Origin of the sequence: Arthrobacter burdickii, from assembly GCF_030433645.1 — a bacterium.
GTDB classification, from domain to species: Bacteria; Actinomycetota; Actinomycetes; order Actinomycetales; family Micrococcaceae; genus Arthrobacter_D; species Arthrobacter_D burdickii.
In genome coordinates, this window is record NZ_JAROCG010000001.1 from 652,241 (window position 1) to 676,152 (window position 23,912).

18 protein-coding genes are annotated in these 23,912 nt (G+C 68.9%); 16 read left to right on the forward strand and 2 right to left on the reverse strand.

The genetic code is table 11. The annotated features are described in order from the left end of the window. Window position 1 precedes the first annotated feature (1 nt). Both P5G52_RS03030 and P5G52_RS03035 read left to right on the forward strand, forming a co-directional pair. Window positions 2–778 carry a PfkB family carbohydrate kinase gene (locus P5G52_RS03030; RefSeq protein WP_301224547.1) on the forward strand — a complete coding sequence of 259 codons (777 nt, stop codon included), beginning with the start codon at window positions 2–4 and terminating at the stop codon, window positions 776–778. Between the two features lie 64 nt (window positions 779–842). After that, complete coding sequence (locus P5G52_RS03035; RefSeq protein ID WP_301224549.1) at window positions 843–1,859, forward strand: SIS domain-containing protein; 1,017 nt, start codon at window positions 843–845, stop codon at window positions 1,857–1,859. An 864-nt stretch (window positions 1,860–2,723) separates the two neighbouring features. On the opposite strand, the gene P5G52_RS03040 is transcribed toward P5G52_RS03035, so the two are convergent. Then, window positions 2,724–4,010 (reverse strand): glycoside hydrolase family 1 protein, encoded by a 1,287-nt coding sequence (locus tag P5G52_RS03040; protein WP_301224551.1) that lies wholly within the window; start codon window positions 4,008–4,010, stop codon window positions 2,724–2,726. Between the two features lie 220 nt (window positions 4,011–4,230). On the opposite strand from P5G52_RS03040, the gene P5G52_RS03045 reads away from it, so the two are divergent. From P5G52_RS03045 to P5G52_RS03070, 6 genes are all read left to right on the forward strand, one after another. Then, window positions 4,231–5,787 (forward strand): ABC transporter substrate-binding protein, encoded by a 1,557-nt coding sequence (locus tag P5G52_RS03045; RefSeq protein ID WP_301224553.1) that lies wholly within the window; start codon window positions 4,231–4,233, stop codon window positions 5,785–5,787. 56 nt (window positions 5,788–5,843) lie between these two features. Then, the gene (locus tag P5G52_RS03050; RefSeq protein ID WP_363321859.1) at window positions 5,844–6,797 is read left to right on the forward strand and encodes an ABC transporter permease; all 954 of its coding nucleotides are present in this window, start codon (window positions 5,844–5,846) and stop codon (window positions 6,795–6,797) included. Further along, on the forward strand, window positions 6,794–8,926 hold the full coding sequence (locus P5G52_RS03055) for a dipeptide/oligopeptide/nickel ABC transporter permease/ATP-binding protein (protein WP_301224557.1): 2,133 nt from the start codon (window positions 6,794–6,796) through the stop codon (window positions 8,924–8,926). The genes P5G52_RS03050 and P5G52_RS03055 overlap by 4 nt, the downstream gene beginning before the upstream one ends. Next, window positions 8,923–9,933, forward strand: a complete 1,011-nt coding sequence (locus tag P5G52_RS03060; protein WP_301224559.1) for an oligopeptide/dipeptide ABC transporter ATP-binding protein — start codon at window positions 8,923–8,925, stop codon at window positions 9,931–9,933. The genes P5G52_RS03055 and P5G52_RS03060 overlap by 4 nt, the downstream gene beginning before the upstream one ends. A gap of 146 nt (window positions 9,934–10,079) precedes the next feature. Further along, window positions 10,080–12,365, forward strand: a complete 2,286-nt coding sequence (locus P5G52_RS03065; protein WP_301224561.1) for a family 78 glycoside hydrolase catalytic domain — start codon at window positions 10,080–10,082, stop codon at window positions 12,363–12,365. A gap of 57 nt (window positions 12,366–12,422) precedes the next feature. Then, window positions 12,423–13,244, forward strand: a complete 822-nt coding sequence (locus P5G52_RS03070) for a nucleoside hydrolase (RefSeq protein WP_301224563.1) — start codon at window positions 12,423–12,425, stop codon at window positions 13,242–13,244. A gap of 11 nt (window positions 13,245–13,255) precedes the next feature. On the opposite strand, the gene P5G52_RS03075 is transcribed toward P5G52_RS03070, so the two are convergent. Continuing rightward, a complete protein-coding gene (locus P5G52_RS03075; protein WP_301224564.1) occupies window positions 13,256–14,086 on the reverse strand; it encodes an IclR family transcriptional regulator in 831 nt (276 codons plus the stop codon). A gap of 135 nt (window positions 14,087–14,221) precedes the next feature. On the opposite strand from P5G52_RS03075, the gene P5G52_RS03080 reads away from it, so the two are divergent. The 8 genes from P5G52_RS03080 to P5G52_RS03115 all read left to right on the forward strand — a co-directional run bounded on the left by P5G52_RS03080 (window position 14,222) and on the right by P5G52_RS03115 (window position 23,910). Next, a complete protein-coding gene (locus tag P5G52_RS03080) occupies window positions 14,222–16,939 on the forward strand; it encodes an alpha-L-rhamnosidase (protein ID WP_301224566.1) in 2,718 nt (905 codons plus the stop codon). After that, on the forward strand, window positions 16,936–17,922 hold the full coding sequence (locus P5G52_RS03085) for an alpha/beta hydrolase (RefSeq protein ID WP_301224568.1): 987 nt from the start codon (window positions 16,936–16,938) through the stop codon (window positions 17,920–17,922). The genes P5G52_RS03080 and P5G52_RS03085 overlap by 4 nt, the downstream gene beginning before the upstream one ends. Next, complete coding sequence (locus P5G52_RS03090; RefSeq protein WP_301224570.1) at window positions 17,919–18,878, forward strand: alpha/beta hydrolase; 960 nt, start codon at window positions 17,919–17,921, stop codon at window positions 18,876–18,878. Before P5G52_RS03085 ends, P5G52_RS03090 begins: the two co-directional genes overlap by 4 nt. Beyond that, a complete protein-coding gene (locus P5G52_RS03095) occupies window positions 18,875–19,015 on the forward strand; it encodes a hypothetical protein (RefSeq protein ID WP_301224572.1) in 141 nt (46 codons plus the stop codon). Before P5G52_RS03090 ends, P5G52_RS03095 begins: the two co-directional genes overlap by 4 nt. Before the next feature lie 183 nt (window positions 19,016–19,198). After that, window positions 19,199–20,080, forward strand: a complete 882-nt coding sequence (locus tag P5G52_RS03100) for an alpha/beta hydrolase (RefSeq protein ID WP_301224574.1) — start codon at window positions 19,199–19,201, stop codon at window positions 20,078–20,080. A gap of 20 nt (window positions 20,081–20,100) precedes the next feature. Continuing rightward, window positions 20,101–20,967 carry a fumarylacetoacetate hydrolase family protein gene (locus P5G52_RS03105; RefSeq protein WP_301224576.1) on the forward strand — a complete coding sequence of 289 codons (867 nt, stop codon included), beginning with the start codon at window positions 20,101–20,103 and terminating at the stop codon, window positions 20,965–20,967. After that, window positions 20,967–22,688, forward strand: a complete 1,722-nt coding sequence (locus P5G52_RS03110) for an FAD-dependent monooxygenase (protein WP_301224578.1) — start codon at window positions 20,967–20,969, stop codon at window positions 22,686–22,688. The genes P5G52_RS03105 and P5G52_RS03110 overlap by 1 nt, the downstream gene beginning before the upstream one ends. Continuing rightward, window positions 22,666–23,910 (forward strand): DUF3500 domain-containing protein, encoded by a 1,245-nt coding sequence (locus P5G52_RS03115; RefSeq protein WP_301224580.1) that lies wholly within the window; start codon window positions 22,666–22,668, stop codon window positions 23,908–23,910. Before P5G52_RS03110 ends, P5G52_RS03115 begins: the two co-directional genes overlap by 23 nt. Window positions 23,911–23,912 lie beyond the last annotated feature (2 nt).

Below are 23,912 nucleotides of genomic sequence, written 5' to 3' on the forward strand. Positions count from 1 at the left end.
CATGTTTCCCGGCGGCAACACTTTGAATGTCTCCGTGTTTGCGTCCAGGTTCGGGGCGGACTCCGCCTATATGGGCCAGGTAGCCCCCGATGACGCGGGCAAGACCATCGCCAATGCATTGTGGGAGGAAGGGGTAGACACCTCAGGATTGCGGTTCGCTACCGGCAGGACAGCTTTCTGCGTCATCGGGCACGACACAGACGGCGACCGGGTGTTCCTGTCCTCGGATCTAGGGGTATCGCGATTCGACCCATCGCCCGAGGACGTCTCCCGGCTCGAAGCTTTCGATGCGGTCCACGTAGGAGCAACCAGCGGGCTTGACGCGTATGTTCCCGCGTTCGCGGCCGCAACCCGCCTTTCCTACGACTTCAGCACCCATACAGACCCAAACCACATCCGTCATATCGGGCCGTCGTGTTATCTGTCCGTCCTTTCCGCCGGCTCCCTTGACGACGACGAGTCCGAGGCACTCCTGGCACGCAGCGAAGCGTCGGGATCGACCTGGAGCCTGGTCACACGCGGCACCAAAGGAGCTGTCCTCAGCAGGGGAGGCACCCAGCGTTGGAGCAGCGGCGCGCACCCCGCCACAGGAGTCATCGACACCCTCGGGGCAGGCGACACATTTTGCGCGCGTGTCCTGGTCGGCCTCCTCCGGCAGGAAAACCCCGACTCTTTCCTCTCCCAAGCCGCCGTTGCAGCGGCCCACACCTGTATGACCTTCGGCGCTTTCGGCCACGGTGAACCCATCACCCCCGAAATCGCCGCACCGATTCGCTGAGAGTTCACAACTCAGCACATTCCGGGCTCACGCCCACTCCATCACCAACCGCTAAGGAATAAACGTGACCGACGGTACTTTCACCGGCCCGCAGCCCGTCAAGGACATCCCCGACAACATCGCCAGCTCGCAAGAACATGCACTTACCCTGTGGCCGGACATCGACTCCTACGTCTCTGGCCTACCCGAACTTCGACGGGTCTACCTCGTCGGGGCCGGAGGCTCCCTTTCGGGCGTGCACGCCGCCCAGTATCTCCTCGACAAGCGGGGAGTCACTCCCGTCAGCTCCGTGAACTCCGACGAGTTCTACTACCGCAATTCCCCCGGCGTCGGGTCTGGAGCACTGGTCATCTCCTTTTCCGCTGCAGGCATGACGCCGGAAACGGTCCAGGCAGCCCGGTGGGCCCAGGAGCGCGGCGCCGCCGTGGTGGCAGTGACCCTGAATGAAGAAGGCGCCCTCGCCCAAGCGGTCAATACAGCCTTCATCGGAAAGACGGGTGACGGCAACCAGGTTCTATTGCAGCTCCTTGCCCTTGCGATCCTGAAGCGCGAAGGCGCGAATGTCAGTGCCGAACTCGATGCCCTGGCCGCTCTTCCCGTAGCCATCGACACGACTGTCCGCGCCTTCGAGCCTTACGCAGCCAAGATCGCCGAGAACATGAAGGACGTTCCCGTCACCTACCTCATCGCCTCCGGCGCCCTCGAGGGCATGGGATCCACCTTCACGAGTTGCTTCCTCCAGGAAATGCAGTGGATGCACGCAGCCACCATCAACGCGGATGAATTCTTCCAGGGTCCGTTCGAGGTCTTCGACAAGGACACCAAGAGCATCCTGTTCCTCAGCGAAGACGAAACGCGTCCCATGGGTGAACGCGTCGACCGCTTCCTGGAGAAATACAGCGGGGAGACGTTCCGCGTGGACAGCAGAGAACTTGAACTGCCAGGCATCCCGCAGGACATGCGCGCCTTCGTCGCCCCACTGGTGTTCTACACCCTCGATTTCCGCTTGGCCGCCCACTACGCCGCGGTACGCGGATACGCCCTCGAGGGACGCCGCTACATGTGGCAGTTCGCCTACTAATAGCAGCCCCGGACGGGAGGGGTACCAAGACCACCCCTCCCGTCCGTCATCAATCAGCAAACCACCGCCCTATGTGCTCGGGCTCGTGACTGACCAGCTCGCACGTACTGCCTCTAGCAATTCACTGCACGAAATCTCGGCCATCTCTTGACTAATGCGTCTCAGCGGCTGTCTGCGCATAACTTAGGCAGGCCGAGTGGGCCCCTGGCGGACGTCTCCTACAGCCCTTCACACTCACTCTCCGTCGAAATCCACTCACCGATAACCGGTGTCATGCCAGGCAGCGGTTGGGGAAGGGGCGAGACCCCTCCTACTCAGCGCTTTCCAACCCGATGTGCTCGAACGCTGCCGTGAGTTCGTTGGCCGCTGACAGGGCGCGCTTTTCAGCTGGCACCAAGTTGTTGTAGGTGTTGGAGCGAACGAACACGATGGAGGGCGGCGGCCTCCGCCCAACCAGGCATAAACGCGACAAACCGACGCGGCGAGCGGGTCCACTTCGTGCACAACTGGGCCTGGAAACCACATTCCTCTGCTCTCCCAAACGGGGTGACGGACGCGATCAGCGGCACCAGCCATAGCGCAGGAGAAACCCTCCGGTTGCGCGTGCGCCGTGCGCGTACTCGTGGAGCAATCAAGACCGCCGCCTTCGGTCCATACGCCTCTCCTGAAGCGCTGGCAGGGTGTGAGCCGATACAGGCACCGAGCAGGGCCTCACCGTCTCGGAGTAGCACCAAACCCGAGCCGGGCGGGTTGCCGTGCGCCAGCACGCAATCCGGGACCCCGGCGTCCACCCGGAGGATGGACGCCAAGGCCCCCTGCGCGAGGGGCTGTCGTCGACGGATCCGACGACGGCCCCCGGCGATGTCAGGCGGAGTGGACGACGCCCGTTTGCGCGTCCAGGCCGGCCTGCACGGCGTGTTCCTGCGCCAGGCCGCCCAGCCAGCGCGCACTGTCCTTGGGAATACGCTCCTGGGTCGTGCGGTCCACCCCGATCAGTCCGAACTTCGGCCGGTAGCCGAACACCCATTCGTAGTTGTCGAAGGCCGTCCACGCGATGTAGCCCCGGACGTCGATGCCGTCGGCGAGGCAGGACGCGACGCTGTCCACCGCAGCCCGGAGGTAGTCCACCCGCTGCGTGTCGTCCTCCGTGGCGAGGCCGTTCTCCGTGACGATCACCGGTATCCCGGCGATCCGTGCCGCTTCCCGGATGGTCGTCCCGAGGGCCTGAGGGTAGATCTCCTCGCCCATCTGGTTCGTCGCAGCGCCTTCAGGGGCCGGCGCGAGGCCGTCCGGGCCGTAGACGGTGCGCCCGTAGGTCTGGATGCCCACGAAGTCGTCGCCGCGGGACGCCTCGAGGAAGCGTTCGTTGACGTCGCGGCGCACCTGGCCGGCGGTCTCGCTCCCGCCGTCGATGGACTGGATATCCGAGTTCGCCAGGGTCCAGCCCACGGGAAGTTCGGGGCGGCGGGCCTTGATGGCTGCCGTGGCAGCGCGGTGTGCTGCCAGTTTCACGTCGAATCCGGCCTCGGTCGACGAGAACTGGAACGGAGCGATCGTGCTGGGGTCGACGCCGAGGCGTTCTGCGGCTGCGGCCCACACGGGCACCGAGCCGCGGTTCTCGGGGGCCTCGCCGCCGATGCCGAAGGACTTCAGCAGCCAGGGCAGGTTGGGCTCGTTCAGGGTGCAGGCGACCCCGATGAGGTCACCCAGGTGCGCCATGACGCGGTCGCAGTAGCGGGCGAAGAGTGCGGCTGTCCGGGGGCCTTCCCAGCCGCCGACGGCGAGGAGCCACCGCGGGGACGCGAAGTGGTGGAAGGTGACCACGGGGGTGAGTCCGTGCTCGTGGCAGGCCTCCAGGACACGCCGGTAGTGGTTCAGCTCGGCCTGGGAGAAGAGTCCCTCCTCCGGCTCGATGCGTGCCCACTCGAGCGAGAAGCGGTAGCTCGTGAATCCCAGGCTTGCGATCAGGGCGATGTCCTCGCGGTAGCGGTGGTAGTGGTCCAGGGCATCGCCGGACGGCTCGGAGAACATGGTGCCCGGCAGGTGCTCCAGGAACCAGACGTCGCTGTTGACGTTGCTCCCCTCCACCTGATGCCCGGCACTGGCGACACCCCAGAGGAAGTCCTGCGGGAAGGGGAATGCGTCGGTCATGTGGTTCCTTTCGGTTCAGCGCCCGGGAGGCGCAACGGGCCTCTCTGCCCTGGCTTCCAATCCTTTCCCGTCGCGTGACCGGCGCCACAATACCTTTTCAATGAATGACATTCTCATGTGAGTGCCGAATGCGGGCGGCTGATGCTTGGAGAGAGCCGGCGAGCCGCCAGCCCCGACTGACTCCCTCCGCTGTTCCATCGAGAATGCAAAGGCGCACTACATGAAACTTCTGAACCCCTCCGTCCGTGGGAGCTCCGCCGTTCTGGCCGGAGCACTGCTGCTGGGATCGTTGACCGCGTGCGGCGGCAGCTCCAACCAGGCGGCGGCCGAGGCCGATACCAGCATGCTGACCCTGGCCATCGACAGTGACTCCGGTTCCTTCGGCTATGACCCGCTGCGCGTCTCGGCAGCCCAGCGGCAGTTCTTCGAAGGTCTCTACGAGAGCCTGATGACGCTCCAGCCGGACGGATCGGCAGGCCCGGGCCTGGCCGAGGAGTTCAGCTACAACGCGGACAACACGGTCATGACGCTGACCCTCAGGGATGACGTCACGTTCACCGACGGGTCCAAGCTCGACGCCGAGCTGGTCAAGGCGAACCTCGACCGCCGGTCCGATCCTGCGCTGAGTGCCTACTCCGCGGTCGCCAAGGGCGGGGCGCAGGAGATCACCTCCGTCGACGTCGTCAGCCCCACCGAGGTAGCCCTGACGTTCGCGAAGCCTCAGCCGGGTTTTGAGAACAACCTCACCTCCACCACCGGCATGATCGTCGGCAAGGACGGCGTCACGGACACCGCGAGCCTCGCTGCGACCCCGGACGGATCCGGTCCGTACACCCTGGACCCGACCACCGTGAAGGGCAGCAAATACGTCTTCGTGAAAAACGAGGAGAGTTCGGAGGCCTCGGACTTCGCCTTCGACAAGGTCGTCTTCAGTGTCGTCCTCGACCCGCAGGCCCGGGCGAACGCCCTGGTGTCCGGCCAGGCCGACGTCGCCATGCTGACCTCGTCCACCGTCGACTTCGCAGAATCCAAGGGGTCGGGTGTCTCCCAGATCGGCGGCACCGTCAACACCATGATCTCCTTCGACAAGATCGGCAAGACGGCACCCGCGTTCGCGGAGGAGAAGGTCCGGCAGGCGATCCAGCACGCCATCAACCGGCAGGCCCTGGTGGACGCACTCCACAAGGGTGACATCCCCGCATGGAACGCCCTGCCGAAGGACTCCGCCGGCTTCACCGAGGACCTCGAGACCGAGTTCGCCTACGACCCGGAAAAGGCCAAGAGCCTGCTCGCGGAAGCCGGCTACCCGGACGGATTCGAATTCACCATCATCGCCAGCGCGCAGACGCAGACGGACCTGCAGGCAGTCCAGAAGGACCTGGCCGCGGTCGGGATCACCATGAACGTCAAGATGGCCGCCTCCACCGATGAAGCCTTCGCCGCCGTCGCCACCACGCCGCTGGGTTACAGCCCCCTGAACTGGGACAACCCGGTGGGCGTGATGTACGGAGTCGTCCTCAACGGTTTCACCAACGTGCAGAAAGCCACCGACGAAGAGCTGAGTGCAGCGACCGCCGAACTGGCTGCCGCCAAGGACGACGCCGCTGCCAAGACCGCGGCCACCAAGCTGAACACCCGCCTCGTGGAATCCGGCTGGATGATCCCGCTGTACGAAGCCCTCGTCAACCAGGGCTACAACACCAAGAAGGTGGCGCCGGTCGAGTTCGCCGGTACCAACGCCTACCCGCTCCTCTCGTCCTACAAGCCGGCCAGCTAATACCCCACCCGACCGGGCGGGCTCCCCTGGGGAGCCCGCCCGGCCGAGTCCGACCGATGGAGGTCACCGTGGCACTATTCATCGCCAAGCGCCTGCTGATGGCACTGGCCACCGTACTGGTGGTCGCCGTGCTGGCATTCCTGCTGGTGCACGCCATGCCGGGCAGCCCGGGAGCTGTGTCCCTCGGTGCGGGCGCCTCCCAGGAGGCCATCGATGAGGTCAACCAGCGTCTGGGCTGGTCCGATTCCCTTCCCGTCCAGTTCTTCCGCTGGCTGGGCGCAGCAGTCCAGGGCGATTTCGGGATCTCCCTCATCGACGGCCGCTCCGTCAGCGCGGACCTGGCCGGCAGGCTCCCGGTCACTGCGTCGCTCGCTGCCGGTGCCACCCTGCTCAGCGCCGTCCTCGGCATCGCCCTGGGCGTCACCGCCGCAGTCCGCGGCGGCGTCGTCGACCGCATTATCGGGGGCGTCGCCGGCATGGCGGTAGCCCTGCCGGCCTTCTGGATCGGCATCATCTTCGTCTACCTCCTGGCGGTGCAGTCCCCGGTCTTCCCCGCGACCGGGTATGTCCCGTTCGATGTTTCCCCGAGGGACTGGGCCCTGTCCCTGGCCCTGCCGGTGATCACCCTGGCCGTGGGCGGAGCGGCCTTCATCGCCCGCCAGACCCGGGCCTCCATGCTCGAGGCACTCCAGCAGGAGCACATCCGGACCCTCCGTGCCACGGCCACGCCTACCTGGAAGATCCTGTACGTCCACGCACTGCGGTACGCCAGCCTGCCCATCGTGGCGGGCATCGCCCTGCAGTTCATCCAGCTCTTCGGCGGTTCCGTCATCGCCGAGCAGTTGTTCGCCATGCCAGGCCTGGGCCAGGCCGTGCAGAACTCCGTCAGCACCCATGACGCCCCGTCCGTGCAGGGCGTGGTGGTGATCGCCACTGTCGTGGTGGTCGCCGTGAACCTGGTGCTGGAACTCGCCACCAAGTTCCTCGACCCGAAGTTGCGTGCCTCATGATCCCGAACGTCGCCCCTGCCCCTGCGGATTCTCCGGAGCCGGCCTCGGCCGCGCTCCTTCCTCCGGCTCCCGCCAGGGCCGGCCGGCGGCTCTCCGCCTCCAAGCTGTTCGCCTCACCGGCCAGTACGGCCGGGGTGGTCTGGCTGGCCGTGATCGTGATCGCCTCCCTGACGGCGCCCCTCTGGTTGCCCTTTCGGACCGAGGACCAGGACTTCACCGCCGTCCTGTCCGGACCCAGCGCCGCTCACTGGCTCGGGACGGACGAACTGGGCCGGGACCTCCTGAGCCGCATCTTCGCCTCCGCCGCCGGCACGCTCGGCACCTCCATGATCACCGTGATCGTCGCCGTCGGACTGGGCACCCTCCTGGCGATGCTCGCAGCAGCAGCCGGTGAACGCGTGGAGGCCGTCATCAGCCGCGTCACAGAGATCATGATGTCCCTGCCCGGCACGGTGATCATCCTGGCCGTCATCGGCGCCGTGGGAACCAACATCCCGCTGGTCATGGCCATCCTCGGCGTACTCATCTCGGCGGGTATCTACCGTGTCATGCTGGGCCAGGCCAAGTCGCTGCAGTCCCAGCTCTACGTGGACGCAGCCAAGGTGGACGGCGTCAGCTCCGTGGGCATCAGCCTCCGCCACGTGCTGCCCGGCCTGACGAACACCATCGTGGTCCAGGCGGCCCTGATCTTCGCCGTCGGCATGCTCATCCAGGCCGGACTGGCCTTCATCGGCTTCGGGCCGCCCATCCCCGAGCCCAGCTGGGGCGGAATGATCCAGGGTGCGTCCCAGCACGTCTACGACGCACCCTGGCTCATGGTCCCCACCGGGGCCGTGCTCGCGCTGACGGTCCTCTCCGCCAACGCGATCGGCAACGCGCTCGGCAAGGCACCCAACACCACCGCCTCCCACCTGCCCTCCGCCGCCGCCCGGCGTCAGCGGGCGAAAGCCGTCGCCGCCATCGCTGCGGCCTCTCCGGCCGCTTCGTCCGGGGAGGACGAGGCGGGGAAGGACACGCTGAGCGTGCGCAACCTGTCCGTGGGCGTGGATGGCGGTGTCCGCCTGGTCACGGACGTCTCCTTCGACGTCGAACCGGGCACCGTCCTGGGCCTGGTGGGCGAATCAGGGTGTGGCAAGACCATGACGGCACTGTCACTGCTGGGCCTGCTGCCGTCCGGGGTCTCGGTGACCGGAGGCCAGATCCTCTGGAACGGCAGGAACCTCGCAGCGGCGACCGATAAGGACATGGAAGGGATCCGCGGACGCGAGATCGCCCTCATCTCGCAGGAACCCATGCGTGCCCTGGACCCGATGTTCACCGTGGGCTACCAGCTCACCGCCGCCATCCGGCGGCTCCGCAGGACGGGCAGGGCCGAAGCGAAGGCCGAAGCACTGAACCTGCTGGAGAAGGTGGGCATCGTGGACGCCGCCCGCATCCTCACGGTCTACCCGCACCAGATCAGCGGCGGCATGGCCCAGCGCGTGGCCATCGCCCTGGCGCTCTCCGGCCGGCCCCGCCTGCTCGTCGCGGACGAGCCCACCACGGCACTGGACGTCACCGTGCAGGCCGAGATCCTCTCACTGCTGCGCAGCCTGGCGAAGGAGACCGGGATGTCCGTGGTGATGGTCACCCATGATCTCGGCGTGGTCGCCGACCTGTGCGACCGGGTTGCCGTGATGTATGCCGGGCAGGTCGTGGAGAACGGCCGGACGGACAGCATCCTGGACAACCCCCGTCACCCCTACACGCTCGCCCTGCTGGCCGCGGACCCGCACGCCACCAGTGCCGCGGACATGCCCGAGCGGCTGGCCACTATCAGCGGGCAGGTCCCGCAACCCAAGGATTGGCCCACCACGTGCCGCTTCGCCGCCCGCTGCCAGTTCGCCGGGTCCGCCTGCAAAGTCCCCATCCCGCTGCTACCGTCCGGCACCGGTGACGGGACGGTCCGCTGCGTGAAGGCGGACGAACTGGCCGTCGAAGGCCTGGATTGGGTGGCCACCGATGTGCCGAGCCACCGCATCCTGGACCTCGTCGAAACACGACCTGCCGAAGCACGACTGGCCGAGATCAGGACCGCTCACGTCGAAGCACGACCCACTGAAAGAACTGCCGAAAAGGATCCCGCATGAGCACCTCGACCTCGATCCGCCCGGAACCGACGTCACCCGCACCCGTCCAGCCCCTGCTGGAGGTCAAGGACCTCGTGGTGCGATACGGCCGCGGCCGCAAGGCAACGGCTGCTCCGGCCGCCGTGGACGGCGTGAGCTTCAGCATCGCCGCGGGGGAGACCGTGGGCCTGGTCGGGGAATCCGGATCCGGCAAGTCGACGATCGGCAAGGCGATCCTGGGCCTGCAGAAGGTCTCCTCCGGGTCCATCACCTACCAGGGCAAGGACATCACTTCCGCCGGCGCGTCCCAGCGCAGGGCTCTGGGCGGGGAGCTGCGGGCCGTCTTCCAGGACCCCAACTCCTCACTCAACCCCCGGAACACCGTCGGCTCCTCGCTCGCCGAACCGCTCCGGCTCCGCGGCGTGAACCCGACCGAGGCCCGGCAGCGCGCAGAGGACATACTGGAACGGGTGGGACTACCCCGCGACGCCGTGGACCGGTACCCGAGCCAGTTCTCCGGCGGCCAGCGGCAGCGCATCTCCGTGGCCCGCGCCCTCATCTGCGATCCCAAGCTCGTGGTCTGCGACGAGGCCGTGAGCGCACTGGACCTCTCCACGCAGGCGCAGGTGCTGAACCTGCTGGCGGACCTGCGCGACGAGCGCGGCCTGGGCTACCTGTTCATCGCCCACGACATCGCCGTGGTCCAGTTCCTGGCACAGCGCGTGGTGGTGCTCTACCGCGGGCAGGTCATGGAGACCGGCCCCGCCGCGGCCGTCACGGAGGACCCGAAGCACCCCTTCACCCAGACCCTCGTGGCAGCGTCCCCGGTGCCCCGGCCCGCCGAGCAGGCGGCTCGCAGGGAAGCCCGGGAATCCCTCGGCGTGCGGACCGGTGCGGCAGCCACCCCCGCCCCCGGCGGGTGCCCCTTCCGGCTCCGGTGCCCCCTGGCCACCGACCTGTGCCGGGACGAGCGGCCCGCACTCCGGCGGGTCGGCGCGTCCGACGTCGCCTGCCACTACGCGGCCTGACCGTTCCCCCCGAACCATCAGCACACCTCTGCTCTACCTCGACAGCACCTTGACGGCACCTTCCTGACGGGCCCGTCAGCACCACCACCACAACCCCTGACCTTCCCCGCCGTCACGTAGCTGGCGGCCAAGCAGAACGGATTCCGATGACGCAGGCACCCTGGCGCGCCGCCATGATCTCACCCGATGAGGACTTCGACGGAGCCCCGCTGCTCCGCAAGGAGTTCCGGCTCGAGGAGGGCCACGGCGCCGTGGCCAGGGCGACGCTGCGCGCCACCGCCTACGGTGTCTACGAGGCGCTGATCAGCGGTGTCCCAGTGGGCGAGGACGTGCTGAGCCCGGGCTGGAGCTCCTACGAATGGCGGCTCCGCTACCGCAGCTACGACGTGACCGCCCTGGTGGGGCCGTCCACCGTCCTCGGCGTGGAACTCGGCAACGGCTGGTACCGCGGGCGCCTGGCCTGGCACGGCATGTCGAACCTGTACGGCAGCGAACTGGGGTTCTTCGGCCAGCTGGACATCGAGTTCGCCGACGGACACGTCCAGTCCGTCGCCTCCGACACCACCTGGCAGGCCGGGCCTTCCGCCACCACCGTCAACGACCTCTACGACGGGCAGACCATCGACGCCCGCAGGGTTCAGGCAGGCTGGGCGGAGCCGGGCTTCGACGCCGGCGCCTGGGCCGGGACCCACACCGTGGAGTTCGACGGTGACCGGCTGGCCGAACCGGTGGGTCCGCCGGTGGTGCGCGCCGGCGTCGTCCGGCCCGTGGAGATCTTCGCCTCTCCCACCGGCAGGACGCTGGTGGACTTCGGCCAGAACCTCGTGGGGTGGCTCCGTTTCCGGATCCAGGGCGGGGAAGGGCACCCCATCACGGTGCGCCACGCAGAAGTACTGGAAGACGGCGAGCTGGGCGTGCGGCCCCTGCGCTCCGCCGAGGCCACGGACACCTTCGTCCTGTCCGGCGGCGAGGACTTCTTCGAACCGACCAAAACGTTCCATGGCTTCCGCTATGCGGAGATCACCGGCTGGCCCGGGACGCTCACCGAGGACTCCCTCGAAGCAGTGGTGGTCCACTCCGCGCTGGAGCGCACCGGTACCTTCGAGTGCTCCAACGAGCTGGTCAACCAGCTGCACCGCAACATCGTCTGGGGGCTGCGGGGCAACTTCCTGGACCTGCCCACCGACTGCCCGCAGCGCGACGAGCGCCTCGGCTGGACCGGCGACATCGCGGTCTTCGCACCCACCGCAGCGTTCCTCTACGACGTCAGAGGCTTCCTCCAGGACTGGCTGCTGGACCTCGCCGCCGAGCAGAAAGCAGCCGACGGGCTGGTACCCATCACCGTTCCGGACGCCCTCAAGTACTGCCCCCAGCCCCCGGAATTCCCGGCACCGGAATCATCGGCCCTGTGGAGCGAAGCATCCGTCTGGGTGCCATGGGCGCTCTGGGAAGCGTACGGCGATCTCACAGTGCTGAAGAACCAGTACGAATCGATGACCTCGCACACCCGGCGGGTGGAGGGACTGCTCTCGGACACCGGACTGTGGGATCAGGGCTTCCAGTTCGGTGACTGGCTGGACCCCGACGCGGATCCGGACAAGCCCTGGGACGCGAAAGCGGACACCGGCGTCGTCGCCACGGTCTGCCTGTTCCGTACGGCCTCGATCACGGCCGACACGGCCCGGCTACTGGGACACCAGGACGACGCCGAGTACTTCGAGCAGCTCGCCGCACGGGTCCAGGCCTCCTTCCTGGAGCACTACGTGGCCACCGACGGCACCATCCGCAGCGACTGCACCACCGTCTACGCCCTCGCGATCGCCTTCGACATCCTGCCCAGCGCCGAACACCGCGACTTCGCGGGAGAACGCCTCGCCGAGCTGGTCCGGAAGAACGACTACCGCGTATCCACCGGTTTCGCCGGCACCCCGTTCATCACCGGAGCCCTCACGGACACCGGCCACAGCGAGGACGCCTACCGCCTGCTCCTGGAACAGGGCTGCCCGTCCTGGCTGTATCCCGTGACCATGGGCGCCACTACCGTGTGGGAACGCTGGGACTCGATGCTCCCGGACGGCACCATCAATCCCGGTGAGATGACCAGCTTCAACCACTACGCCCTGGGCGCCGTGGCCGACTGGCTGCACAAGGGGATCGGCGGCATCAGCCCGCTCGCGCCCGGGTACAGCAGGGTCCGGATCGCCCCGGTACCGGGTGAAGGCATCGACTGGGCCACGACGTCCCTCAAGACCCCGCACGGGACCGTCCGGGTGGAATGGCGGCTCGACGACGGCGCCCTCACCCTCGAGGTGACGGTCCCCGACGGCGTGGAAGCGGACGTCGAGCTTCCCGGCGGCGAATACTTCAGCGTCCGGGGCGGCACCCACCGCTTCACCTCGTCTGCGGCTCTCGCCGTGTCCTCAGGTGTGTAGGCGGAGTCCGATGCTACTCCTCCCCGTGATCCCGTGCGTTTCCTTCAGGGCCCAGCTGTGACAGCCGTCAAGCCGGCTGAGGAGCTGCTCGTCATCGACAACGATTTCGGTGGCGACCCTGACGGGCTCGTTGCCCTCGCACACATTCTCCTGTGCTGCGACCCGGGGGCGACGGTCCTGGTGACGACGTCGCCCCTGGACCCGGGACTGGCCGGAGCAGCAGGTGTCGACCCGACGACTACGGCCAGCCGCGGCCTGCACCTCGCCGAGCGCCTCGTGCAGCTCCTCGGGCTGAAGGACGTACGGGTGATTCTGGGTGCTGAGGCCCCCGGGACCACCACGGGCCAGGTCAGCGCTGCGGCGCGCACGATCGTGGAGACGTCCGCTCGCTTCGAACGGACCACTGTTCTCTGCGGGGGACCACTGACCAACGTCGCTGCTGCGCTTCGACTGGACCTGTCGCTCGCGGACAGGGCAGCGCTGGTGTGGGTGGGTGGCACCAGAACCGAGCCGGGCCGGGGGGAGTACAACTCCGATACCGACGCCGGAGCGGCAGGGGAGGTCCTGGCATCAGGGATGGCCCTTGAGCGGATCCCCTACGAGGAGTACACGCAGATGACCGTTGCGGTCGATGCAGTGAAGAACGAGCTCGCTGCCGCATCACCAGTAGGCTCCTGGCTGGCGGAGCGCCTGCTCGATGTTCCACCCTTCGTGGAGCTGGGCACGACGCTTACTCTCGGCGACAGCGTCCTGGTGCCGTTCGTACCGGGGGCCCCTATGCCGGGACGGCGGACTGCCCCAAGGACGGCGGACGACCACCAGATCGACAGCGTCGGGTTGTGGGACGACCTGATCCGCCGCCTCGTGGTGCAGGGGTAGTCGGTGCCGCGTCAGCCCTGGGAGTGCGTCCACACGTCCTGGCTGACCTCCGCCTGGTGGCCCAGGTTCCGGGAGACCGCCCGGGCGGCGGCACGCACCGCCGGGGCCAGGACGTTCGGGGGTGTGGAACCATCCGGGACCACGATGGACAGCGCGGCCGCCACGGACCCCTGGGCGTCGAAGATGGGTGAGGCGACGGAGACCGTGCGGGAGGGTGCGGTGCGCCGGATCATCGCGATGCCGGTGCGCCGCACGTCCGACAGCGTGCGCCGGACCTGGCCTTCGGGCAGGGTGGCCACCCCGGGCTCCTCCTCCGGGGGCTTCCGCAGGATGGTCTCCTGGAACTGGTGGTCGGCACCGGCCAGCAGCACCAGTCCGACGGCGGTGGACCGCAGCGGCGCGCGGCCGCCCACCCGGTAGGCCACCTCGGTGGCGTCCCTCGAGGAGAGCCGCTCGATCAGCACCGCCTGCTCGTTGTCCCGGACGGCCAGCAGGACATGGTGGCGGGTGACCTCGAACAGATCCTCGAGGTACGGCAGCGCGATCTCCCGGACGCCATGCCCGCGGGGGGACAACGAGGCGACCTCCCAGAGGCGGACCCCGACGACGTACCGTCCGTCGTCGAGCCTCTCCAGGGCGCCCCACGCCACTAGCCGTGCGATGAGCCGCAGCGCCGTCGGGGCGGGCATGTCCGCGTACCGCGCCAGCTCCGACAGGGTCAACGCCCGGCGCCGGTCGGAGAAGACAGCGAGCAGGCTCAGTGCGCGGTCCACGACCGGCTCGCCCTGCTTGGGCCGCTTCCCGCGAACGGGAGGGGCATCGGTCTCCGGAGGGATGGTCATGCAGAAGGTCCTAGTGCCGGTGGTCTGTCGATAATGATGTTCCAATGCTATTCCATCCAATGAAAGAGCACTGTGGAGGCGGCCGGCAGGAAACGAAGCTTGAACCCTAGCTACCCACGTTCAGGAGCCTGCCGTATGACCTCCACCGTTCTCGACACCGCCGTCGAGGCGTCCCGCCTGATCGCCCCCACACGGCTGCGGGTCGACCACCTGCGGGAGGCCTTCGGGATCACCGCCGCCGCACCGCGGCTCGGCTGGACGCCGCCCGCCGGAACCACGCGCCAGACGGCCTACCAGATCACCGCCACCAACGGCTGGGACACCGGCTGGGTCTCCTCCGCCGGACATCGGCCGGTGCCCTATTCGGGGCCGGAACTCACGTCCCGCAGCCGGTTCGCCTGGTGCGTCCGCACCTGGAACACCGGGACCGACGGCGCCGAGACGGCGAGCGCCTGGTCCGATCCGATGGCGGTGGAGCTGGGACTCCTGCATCCCTCGGACTGGACCGCACAGTGGATCGGGCGGGACGAGTCGACCGTCCCCGAGCCCGGCGAGCGTCCCGGTCATGCGCTGCACACGACCTTCACCCTGGCCGCCGTCCCGGACTCCGCCCGCGCCTACGCCACCGCCCACGGCATCTACGAGCTGTTCCTCAATGGACGGCGGGTCGGGGACCAGCAGCTCACCCCCGGCTCGACCAGCTACTCCACCACCCTGCAGGTCCAGGCATTCGACGTCACGGCCCTCCTGCTCCCGGGCATCAACACCCTCCGTGCCGTCCTCACCGACGGCTGGTACCGCGGCACCTTCGGGTACACGCGCGACGCCGACATGTACGGCCGGCAGACGGCATTCCTGGCGCAGCTGGAACTGGGGTCCGGGTCAGGCCGGACGATTCTCGGCACCGACGCGTCCTGGCTCGCCTCACCCACCGAGATCCTCGGCGCCGACCTGATGGCGGGCCAGCGCGTCGACTTCCGGGTGTCCACCTCCCGGGCGAGGCCCGCTGTCGTCCGCGACTGCAGCTACGACACGCTGGTCGGTCCGACCGCGCCACCCACCCGCATCGTGCAGGAACTCGCTCCGGTGTCCATCACCCGCCTCGCGACCGGCCATCAGGTGGTGGACTTCGGCCAGAACATCCACGGCTGGGTGCGGCTCGGGAGGCTCGGCGCGGCAGGTGAGACGGTCACCCTGGAGTACGGGGAGGCGCTGGACGACGCTCCGGGCAGGGGCGACGTCACCCGGGATCACCTGCGCCCGCACGATTTCCGCACCCCTGGCGCGTTCCTGGACGCGGGGCAGGTGGACTCCGTCATCGCCTCGGGCGTCTCCGGGGAGGTGTTCGAGCCCCGGCACACGACGCACGGCTTCCGGTACGTCTCGGTCCAGGGGCTTGAGCCGGACCTGAAGCGGGCGGACATCACCGGCTGCCTGGTCCAGACCGACCTGGAAAGGATCGGGACCTTCACCTGCAGTGATGAGCGGCTGAACAGGCTGCACGAGATCGTGGAGTGGAGCTTCCGGGACAACTCGTGCGAGGTCCCCACCGACTGCCCGCAGCGTGAGAAGGCCGGCTGGACGGGGGACTGGCAGTTGTTTATACCTACAGCTGCATATCTGTTCGACGTCGCCGGCTTCTCGCGGAAGTGGCTCAACGATGTCCGCGCCGACCAGTGGGACAGCGGGGTCATCGCCAACGTTTCGCCCTCCCCCGGCCCGGACGCCACCTCTGCGGACTTCATGGCCTTTGTCAATGGGTCGGCGGGCTGGGGCGACGCGATCGTGATGGTGCCTTGGGAGCTGTACCTGGCCACGGGGGACGCCGGCATCCTCGAGGAGAACTGGGCCGCGATGAACCGGTGGCTGGGCTTCGTCCGGACGACCGCGGAGTCGCAGCGGCACCCTTCCCGCGCTGCCGCCGGCTCTGTTCCGGCGCCGCATGAGAAGTACCTGTGGGACACGGGATTTCACTGGGGCGAATGGATGGAACCGGACGGCCCGGAACCGGACCTCTTCGCCGCTCGTACCGCCGATTCCGGCATCGTGGCCACCGCCTACTACCGGAACACCACGTCGCTGATGGCACGCATCGCCTCCGTCCTCGGCCGGGTGGATGACGCGAAGGCACTGGCGGAGCTCTCGGGGCGTATCCGGGAGGCCTGGGAGATCGAATACCTCGATTCCACGGGGCAGGTCACCCCTGCGAGCCAGGCCAACTGCGTCCGCGCCCTGGCCTTCGACCTGGTCACTGCGGAGCGCCGCAGCACCGTCACCGCCCAACTGGCCGCACTGATCCGCGACGCGGACACCCACCTGGGAACCGGCTTCCTGTCCACGCCCTACCTGCTGCCCGTCCTGGCGGACAACGGCGACCTGCAGCTGGCCTACGAGCTCCTGATGCAGGACTCCGAGCCGTCCTGGCTGGCGATGGTGGACCGAGGCGCCACCACCATGTGGGAGCTGTGGAACGGGATGGACGCCGACGGCACCCCGCACCAGTCGCTCAACCACTACAGCAAGGGCGCCGTGGTGTCCTTCCTCCACCGCTACACCGCCGGACTACGGCAGGACCCGGACAGCGCCGGGTATGAGCGGATCATCATCGAGCCGCGTCCCGGTGCGGGTCTGACCTCTGCCCGTACGTCCCACCGGGGCCCGAGGGGCCTCATCGAGGTGCAGTGGACACTGCACGACGGCGTGCTGGTGCTCACCGCCACCGTGCCCGCCGCCACCAGCGCCGAGATACGGCTGCCCGGCGGGCCGCCCGCCGTCGTCGGACCCGGCACCCATTCCTTCCTGGCCGCCGGCGGGGGAGCCCAGGAACCAGAACCAGCAAGGAGCACCTCATGACAGTCGATGAAGCTGTAGTCGATCCTGCCCGCCCCGATCCTGCCCGCCCGGGCGGGGTGGACGTCCCGCCGTTTCCCGTCTTCGACGGCCCCGGGACGCCGGAGCAGGTCTCGGACGTCTCCCTGGTGCACCGCGAACTCACCTACGCCCGGGCGCTCGGCTTCCGGCCGCTGAAGCTGGACGTCTGGCTTCCGCGCCAGGCTGCGGCACCCGTCCCGCTGGTCCTCTGGGTCCACGGCGGCGCCTTCCAGCTGGGGGATCGGCGTGAGCTGCCGCCCACCTTCACGCCGGACTCCGTCTTCCGCCTGCTCAACGAGGCCGGGATCGCGTGTGCCACCGCGGACTACCGGCATGCCCTGGAGGCGCCCTTCCCGGCGCAGCTGCACGACCTCAAGGCCGCTGTCCGGTACCTGCGCGAGTTCGCGGAGGACCTGGGCGTCGACCCGGGCCGGTTCGGGGCCTGGGGCGAGTCCGCAGGCGGCCATCTCGTGGCGATGCTGGGACTGACCGGGGAGCGGGAGGACCTTCACGGCGGTCTCGGCGCGCAGGGGCACTCGAGTGCCATCAGCGCCGTCGTCGACTTCTACGGTGTCTCCTCCCTGGTCGACATCCCCCTCATGGACATGCCGGACGGTCTGTTCCCCGCTGCCCTGACGGCGGGTGTTCCGGCCGGGATGTCGCTGCAGCCCGAACACATGCTGGTGGGCGGCTCCGACGACCCCGCCCTCCTGGCCGCCGCGAGCCCCGTCAGCCATGTACGCGCCGGGGCGCCGCCCTTCCTGCTCATCCACGGCGACAGCGACGGCCTGGTGCCGCACTCCCAGACAGACCTTCTTGCAGCAGCGCTCGCGGATGCGGGAGTGGAGCATGAGGTGGTGACCATCGAGGGTGGCGATCACTGCTTCTTCGGGGCGGAGGACCAGCTGGACACCATCCTGGCCACCGCCGTCTCCTACTTCTCCCGGAAGCTGGGGAGCTCGTGACGTCCCGCCGGACGGAACTCTCCGCTCCCGGAGCTCCCGCAGCAGGCACCGGCCCGGATGCCGGCTTCGCCGAGTACCTGGCCTCCCCGGACGGGCCACGCGTCCTGAACGCGGACGCCGTCCGGTCCCCCGGTCCGGACGTTCCCGTCCGCACGGTCTCCGCCGAGGGCCGGCACGGCCCGGTAAGGATCCGGATCTACGGCGAACCGGCGTCGGCGGGCAGTGCCGCGCTGGTGTGGCTGCACGGCGGGGGGTTCGTCAGTGGCGGCCTGGACATGCTGGAATCGGACTACCTTGCCCGTGTGCTGGCCGACACCGGGACGCCGGTACTCTCCGTCGACTACCGGCTGGCCCGGAACGGTGTGTGCTTCCCGGTGCCCCACGAGGACGCCCTGACCGGCTGGTTCTGGGCCCGGAAGAACGCGGAGTCCCTGGGGCTGGACCCGGACCTGTTGTGCCTGGGCGGGGCGGGCGCCGGCGGCAACCTCGCGGTGGGCGCGGCGCTCTACTTGATCGATGCCGGGAAGCCGGTGCCGGCGAAGCTCCTGCTGGCCTATCCCTTCCTGTACGCCGAACTGCCGCCACCGGCGCGGGGCCTCGACGAGGAAGTGATGGCGGGACTGCCCCGACATCTGCGGTTCACGCCGGAGGACTGTGTCCGGCAGGCGGAGAACTACGTGGGCGGGCCGGTGAGCATGGCGTCGTCGTACGCGATGCCCGGCTACGCCGACCCGGCAGGGCTTCCGCCCACCGCGCTGCTCGCATGTGAGTACGACGACGCGCGCGGCTCGTCCGAGCTGTTCGCCTCGACCCTTCAACAAGCCGGAGTGCCGCTGACGTACTTCCTCGCGGAAGGGGCGTTCCACGGGCACCTCAACCACACCGCCGGGCTGCCCGAAGGGCAGGCGGCCCTGGATTTCCTGGTGCGGGAACTGGGTGCGGTGCGCGGGCAGTGAGAGGCTCGACACCCGTCATCTCGGGGTTCTTTCCCGACCCCACCACCGGCAGGGTCATCGGCATGTCGTCCGGTGATGGCAGCACGGTGCTGGAGCGCTTCGAGTACCGCGCAACGGACCCTGTCGCCCCGCGCTGATCCAGCCGGCGCCCGGATCGAAGGACCGGGTGGACGTGACCGACGCCACGCGAACTTTCCATTCAGTGAAACCGGCCGCGCACACGGCGGCCCGATGCCCGACAGTTGAACCAGGACGCGGTTCGGACGACGCATCGCACAGAACCACGGGAAGAACGGCGCGGGGGACACATGGAGTCGACGATGACGGCAGGACCGATCCTTCGAGGGATCGAGTTCGCACACCCCGAGGGTTCGGCCCCGTTGCTGCTGGATCTCTACCTGCCCGCCGGCGCATCCGCCGGTACCACCTTCCCCGCTGTGGTCCATTTCCATGGAGGCGGGTGGCGGACCGGCGAGCGGTCCTCCCTGGGGCCCACGGTCGACGGGTTCGGTCTCAGCCCGATCGAGCAGCTGGTGGATGCGGGCTTCGTGGTTGCGTCCGCCGACTACCGCCTGAGCGGGGTAGCGACCTTCCCGGCTCAGGTGCTGGACGCCAAGGCAGCCGTGCGGTGGGTGCGGACGCACTCCGCCGACTACGGCGTGGACCCGGATCGCATCTACGCGTGGGGTGATTCGGCCGGTGGCCACCTCGCCGGCCTGGTCGGCCTGACCGCCAGGGTGGAGCACTTCGGGGAACCGGCCACCGACGACGGCGTCGCTGCGGTCGCTGCCTGGTACCCGCCCACCGACCTGGTGCGGATGGGCGCCCAGGCCCGGACGGACGCCGTGGCCCGGGCTGATGATCCGGGCTCACGGGAGGCGCTCCTTCTCGGCGCCCAGCCGTCGGAGGCACCGGACAAGGCCGCTGCAGCCAGTCCCGTCACGTACGTGCATGCCGGCGCTCCCCCCTTCTTCCTGGCCCACGGGACGGCCGACCGCTTCGTCCCCGCACCCCAGTCCGCCACGCTCGCCGAGGCGCTGGAAGGCGCGGGTGCCGCCGTCGAACTCCTCCTGATCGAGGAGGCGGACCACATGTGGTCGCAGCCCGACGGCGGTACCACGGCCGCTGAACAGGCGACCGCCGCCACCATCGATTTCTTCCGCCGGCAGGCCAGCCGGAACCTGCCTGGCACCATGCCCTGACACACCTGAAAGGCTTTTTCATGCAGTTCATCGGAATCCTCCACGTCGGCCAACCCTGGGCAGCGGCCCTTGTGGACTCGCGTGTGTTCCCGCTCGCCCCCGTTCCCGATTTCTGGGCCGACCCGGAAGGCTGGCAGGACAAGTCCGCCTCGCTGGTAGCGGACGCCTCCGGCGCCGGCAGCTCCATGGAGCGCGGTAGCGTCCCGGAAGTACCGCTCGTCCCCGCCTCCGCGCGGGTCATCTGTGTAGGGCTGAACTACCGAGCCCATGCCGCCGAGGGCAGTTTCAAGGACCAGGAACTCCCGCCGTACCCGACCCTGTTCGGTCGCTGGACAGCCTCCCTCTCCGTGGGCGATGTCCCCGTCCCCGTGCCTGCCGGCGAGGCGGGCCTGGACTGGGAAGGGGAAGTAGCGGCCTACATCGGCCGACGCGTGGAGTCGGCGGACGAGGCGACCGCGGCCGAGGCCGTCTTCGGCTACTCGACCTTCAACGACATCACCTCCCGCAAGGCCCAGAAGCTCACCTCGCAGTGGACGCTGGGCAAGAACGGGGACTTCAGCGGGCCGCTGGGCCCGCTCGTGTCCCGCGACGATGTGGGTGACCTCCGCGACGGACTGCAGGTCCGGACCCGCGTGAACGGCATCGAGGCGCAGAACGGCAACACGCGGGACATGATCTTCTCCGTGCCCGCGATCATCTCGTTGATCAGCGAGACCTTCACCCTCCACCCGGGCGATATCATCGCCACCGGCACCCCGGAGGGCGTCGGCTACGCGCGCACACCGCAGTGGCTGCTCCAGCCCGGCGACACCGTCGAGGTGGAGATCGAGAAGCTCGGCACCCTGACCACCCCCGTCGGCGAACCATCGCTCCGGAGCCGGGCCTGATGGTAGCCCTCTCGACCTTTCCTGCAGGCGAGATACCGGAACAGGCGGAGGTCCTGATCTCCGGCGGCGGTCCCAGCGGGCTGTTCCTGGCGCTGGATCTGGCGGCACGAGGCATTCCCAGCACCGTCATCGAGCCCCGGGCCGTCGTGGACCCCACCCGACCGCGGGCCAAGACCACGAATGCGCGGACCATGACGCACCTGCGTCGGCTAGGACTGGCCGATGCGCTGCGTGCCGCCTCGCCGCTCCCGGTCGACTACTCGCAGGACGTCATCTTCTGCACGGGTCTCACCGGGTCCGTCCGCGAGCTGCGCCGGTTCCGGAACGCGTTCCAGCTGGTCCCCGGACGCTACGGCCCCCAGCCGGAATGCGGCCAGCAGGTTCCGCAGCCGGTCCTGGAGGAGACGCTCCGTGCTGCAGTCGCCGCGAACCCGCTCGTCACCTTCGCGACGGGCTGGAGCGTGGTCGAGGTCCGCGGGGCGCAGGCCCCCCACAGCGTCGTCGTCTCCGACGCCTCCGGCGGCACCCGGATCATCACCGCGGACTTCGTGGTCGGGGCCGACGGCGGATCATCAGTCGTCCGGCGCAGCCTGGGCATCCGCCTCGAGGGAGGCTCCGCCGCGCTGTCCAACATCAGCATCCTCTTCCGCTCGACGGGCCTCGCCTCGGCAGTCGCCCTCGACCCTGCCGTCCAGTACTGGGTGGTGGGCTCGGACACGGCCGGCATGGTGGGACCCCTGGACGGAACGGACACCTGGTGGGCCATCATCCAGGGTGTGGACGCCGACGTGGCGGTCAGCACCGAGGATGCCGGCGCACTGGTCCGCTCGCTGGTCGGCTCGGAGGTGGACGTCGACGTGCTGGCCACCGACCCCTGGACGGCCCGCATGCTGCTGGCTCCCGAGTACAGCCGCGGCAACACCTTCCTCGTGGGCGACGCCGCACACCTGAACCCGCCCTGGGGTGGTCACGGCTTCAACACCTGCATCGGTGATGCGGCCAACCTGGCCTGGAAACTCGCCGCCGCCATCAACGGCTGGGGCGGCCCCGAGCTCCTGGCCAGCTACGGGGAGGAACGCCGGCCGGTGGCCGCGCGCACCATCCGTGATGCCGCAACCAACGGCAGGGCGCTCGCGTACCACTTCGCCGACCCCGACCTGGCCACCGCCGGTCCCGCCGGGGACGCCGCGCGGCAGGCGGCCTACGAAGCACTCGCCGTGAAGCGGAGCGAGTTCGATTCCCTGGGCCTGGTGCTCGGCTACAGCTACGGCGATTCGCCCCTGGTCGTGCCGGACGGCCGACCCGTTCCGCCCGAGGACCCCATCCGCTATGTCCCCTCCGCCAGCCCCGGGGCGCTGCTCCCGCACACCTGGCTGGAGGACTCGACCTCCGTGTACGGCCGGTTGGGCTCGGGCTTCACACTGCTGGCCGACGCCGGCGCGCTGGGCCGGTCCGCAGCGCAGGTCTTCGCGCCGGTGCTGGACGCCGCACGCCGCCAGGGCATCCCGGTGACGGTCGCCGCCGTCGGGCCGTCCGACGACGGCAGGCACCACTCCGACGTGTGGGGAGCGGAAGCCGTGCTGGTCCGCCCGGACCAGCACGTGGCGTGGCGCGGCAGTTCCGCCGAGGCCGCCGCAGCAGCACTGTCCGTCGCCGCCGGCTGGGCGACGACGTCCATCGATGAATCCAGGAGCACCCGTGTCGACGCTGTCCTTCCGTGACTTCCTCTTTGCCCCGGACCACCCCCGCGTCGCGGAGATCCGCGGCCTGAACGCCCGCGAGTACGCCGAGGCGGCGACCACCGACCCCTTCGCCGGTCCCATGATCGAGGGCTGGAAGAAGCTCTACCCCCAGCCGTTCACCGGGATCACCAGCGACGGGAACCGCCGCGAGGGCCTCTATCCGCTGGCACCCGCGCGTGCCGGCGAGGAGGCACCCACCGCGGAGATGGTGGCAGCCGCCCGGAAGCTGCTGGGCGTGGCCACGCCGGACCAGGCGCGACGCCTCAGCTATGCCGTGGACGCCCCCGAGTGGCAGAGCTGGGCGAATCCGGAGTTTATGCAGCACGACACCGGACTCCGGCTGGACGAGGTGGACGGCCCTGTCCGGGACGCCGCGCTCGCCGTCGTGGAGGCGAGCCTCAGCACCGAGGGCTTCGACCTGGTCCGGAACCTCATGCGCATCAACGGGTTCCTGGGCGACCTGGTGGACCTGCCGCTGCTGATGAACGAGTTCAGCTATAACTTCGCACTGTACGGCGAGCCATCGGAGTCCGAGCCCTGGGGCTGGCAGATCTTCGGCCACCACGCGGCGCTGAACTGCCTCGTCGTCGGGACGCAGCTGGTCGTCTCACCCGTGTTCCTGGGTGCCGAGCCGGACAGGATCGACGACGGCCCCTACAGGGGCGTCATGGTGTTCAAGGAACGCATCCGCCTGGCCCGGCAGCTGATGGGGGCCCTCCCCGGGACCCTGCGGGCCGACGCCACGGTGTACGAGGCGATGGTGGACCCGGCCATGCCGGAGGGCCGGATCCACCCCGGCGACGAACGGCACCTGGGCGGCTGTTTCCAGGACAACCGGGTCATCCCGTACGAGGGGATCCGCGTTCCGGATCTGCCCGCCGAGGCGCGCGGGGTGCTGGACGCCCTGGTCGAGGACTTCATCGCGTACCTGCCCCAGGGGCCGCGGGCCGCCCGCCGCCGGGAGATCCAGGAGAACTACGTCGAGACATTCTTCAGCTGGATCGGCGGCTGGGAGGACGAGGAACCGTTCTACTTCAGGCTGCAGAGCCCGGTGGTGGTGCTGGAGCTGGACCACCACACCGGCGTCTTCCTCAGCAACGACGAGCCCGCACCCTTCCACATGCACACCGTAGTGCGCACCCCCAACGGGAACGACTACGGACGGGAACTGGTGAAGCAGTACCCGGCGGTTGCTCCGTGAGG

Excerpts from the sequence above, each read along its gene's own strand:
- P5G52_RS03030 (WP_301224547.1), top strand. The coding sequence starts at position 2 with ATGTTTCCCGGCGGCAACACTTTGAATGTCTCCGTGTTTGCGTCCAGG.
- P5G52_RS03040 (WP_301224551.1), bottom strand. The coding sequence starts at position 4,010 with ATGACCGACGCATTCCCCTTCCCGCAGGACTTCCTCTGGGGTGTCGCC.
- P5G52_RS03045 (WP_301224553.1), top strand. The coding sequence starts at position 4,231 with ATGAAACTTCTGAACCCCTCCGTCCGTGGGAGCTCCGCCGTTCTGGCC.
- P5G52_RS03050 (WP_363321859.1), top strand. The coding sequence starts at position 5,844 with ATGGAGGTCACCGTGGCACTATTCATCGCCAAGCGCCTGCTGATGGCA.
- P5G52_RS03055 (WP_301224557.1), top strand. The coding sequence starts at position 6,794 with ATGATCCCGAACGTCGCCCCTGCCCCTGCGGATTCTCCGGAGCCGGCC.
- P5G52_RS03060 (WP_301224559.1), top strand. The coding sequence starts at position 8,923 with ATGAGCACCTCGACCTCGATCCGCCCGGAACCGACGTCACCCGCACCC.
- P5G52_RS03065 (WP_301224561.1), top strand. The coding sequence starts at position 10,080 with ATGACGCAGGCACCCTGGCGCGCCGCCATGATCTCACCCGATGAGGAC.
- P5G52_RS03075 (WP_301224564.1), bottom strand. The coding sequence starts at position 14,086 with ATGACCATCCCTCCGGAGACCGATGCCCCTCCCGTTCGCGGGAAGCGG.
- P5G52_RS03080 (WP_301224566.1), top strand. The coding sequence starts at position 14,222 with ATGACCTCCACCGTTCTCGACACCGCCGTCGAGGCGTCCCGCCTGATC.
- P5G52_RS03085 (WP_301224568.1), top strand. The coding sequence starts at position 16,936 with ATGACAGTCGATGAAGCTGTAGTCGATCCTGCCCGCCCCGATCCTGCC.
- P5G52_RS03100 (WP_301224574.1), top strand. The coding sequence starts at position 19,199 with ATGACGGCAGGACCGATCCTTCGAGGGATCGAGTTCGCACACCCCGAG.
- P5G52_RS03105 (WP_301224576.1), top strand. The coding sequence starts at position 20,101 with ATGCAGTTCATCGGAATCCTCCACGTCGGCCAACCCTGGGCAGCGGCC.
- P5G52_RS03110 (WP_301224578.1), top strand. The coding sequence starts at position 20,967 with ATGGTAGCCCTCTCGACCTTTCCTGCAGGCGAGATACCGGAACAGGCG.